Annotated in this window: 1 protein-coding gene and 1 pseudogene; one reads left to right on the top strand and one right to left on the bottom strand. The window is 48.2% G+C overall.

Features of this window, described 5'->3' with window-relative positions:
• Positions 1 to 786 (bottom strand): annotated as a pseudogene (locus ACR0EL_RS21420) (hypothetical protein); the annotation flags it as partial.
• Positions 787 to 1,058: 272 nt separating this feature from the next.
• Here ACR0EL_RS21420 and ACR0EL_RS21415 point away from each other — a divergent pair.
• Positions 1,059 to 1,637, top strand: a 579-nt coding sequence (locus ACR0EL_RS21415) for a PKD domain-containing protein (RefSeq protein WP_480502175.1), incomplete at its 3' end; no start/stop codon positions are given.

The following is a 1,637-nucleotide window of genomic DNA, read 5'->3' as shown; positions in this document are numbered from 1 at the left end:
TGCAATTAAAAACGCCCCAAAAGAATTTGACAGAAACAACGTCAGCAATAACCAAATGCAAAGCAGGAGATAGATACGCCTATTTTTCTCTTTGACGTATTGGGCAAGTCCTCCGGCGGCCAAAATGCACATGGCAAAGAATATCGCCAACCATAGACCGTGTTTCACGAAAACAAGTGGGCGATAGCCACCCGCACGAACATGTTGTTCCCATGCATGCGGAAAGTATCCATAGACCATGAAATTGAGTTGCGGCGACATCCGGACTTCGTATAGAGCCAGGAGCGAATATCCCACACCGGCAACGACGAACATCTTCAGGAAAAGCCATTGTTCTTCCGGACGTGCTAAGTACTTCCGTCCGAGAAAGAGAGGCAGAAGCATCATCAAAGTCGATAGTAATGTCGAAAAAATGTCCCAGAGACGAAGCGGCGGAAAGGCAAGTGGGCCATAGAACAGTGGGTCTCGGTTTGCCAAAACTGTCAAACATGTACCCAAGGCCAGAACCACGATCAAAAGTATTGGCAAGCGACTTTGAGGGAACCAACCTGGCAGACTCGATGGTGCGGTCACTCTTGAAGCCATCAATGCAACTACAAACGCTGCTGCAGCTGGTATCGTATCTTTATTCAACGCAGGTAAACCGGGCAAATCGAGAGACAGTCCCGATGGTAGAAAAAGATACCCCCCAATGATTGCTGCTAGTAGTGCTACTGGTGGAGACCATGCACGAAAGAAGGCGATGACTACAAGCGGCCACGTATAGAGAACAATATATCCGAACATTTTGGAGCCGCTCCGCGTCCGGCATTCAAATGCAATGCCCAGTGGGTACACGAAGATTTAGACATTGTCAGCGATCCTGTCTATCGCAATGCCAGCTTATGGCTCCATTTCAGACACTGACGCAATCAAGAAGCACGCGCATTCGAATTGCTTCATATGCACCCGCGACTTAAATAGGGTTGTCTTTTTCATCAGATTTGCGTTTGCTGCCTTAGCAAGATTTTCAGGCGGATTCACCGCCCATCGAATATTCACCAGCCGAGAGTCCAAACATGTCTGAAGTTGTTACAGCTGAAATTGCCATTACACGTCGCTCCGTTTGGAAGGTGGCCCCCGATGCCCTCTTTTTCGAAGCAAATGTCGATGGGTTTGATGCGACAGCCCCTAACGCTGGCCAAATCTACGATAGTCGATTTCATGACTTATACTATTTTTGGGACTTTGATGACCTGTACAATTTCCAAGCTCCAGAGAACCTGCCTAATGAGCATTTAAACGCTGGTGTTGCCTACGGTCCTTGGGTTTCACATACTTTTCGTTCGCCGGGCAATTATCGAGTTTCGGTTCTCATCGTTGAACCGTCCTCTGGAAAAACAGCTGTCGCATCAACCGATATCGTGATCGGAGACCCCGACGCCGTATTTCCAGCTAGAAACACGATCTTTCTCAGCCCTTCCGGCAATTTTGGATATTCTCCGCCCAGAGCTCGGCGCTTTGCAACTGGCGATATAAGCAGTATTTTTAACGACAATATTCTTGGGCAAGAAGCGGCGCCTAAAAGGATCATGTTAAATAGAGGCGAGAAGTACACATTCTCGGGAATCGCACCCGGATTTAGCGGGCTTACTCCA

The organism is Ruegeria sp. AH12, from assembly GCF_056541465.1.
This window is presented reverse-complemented; position numbering and strand designations above follow the sequence as displayed.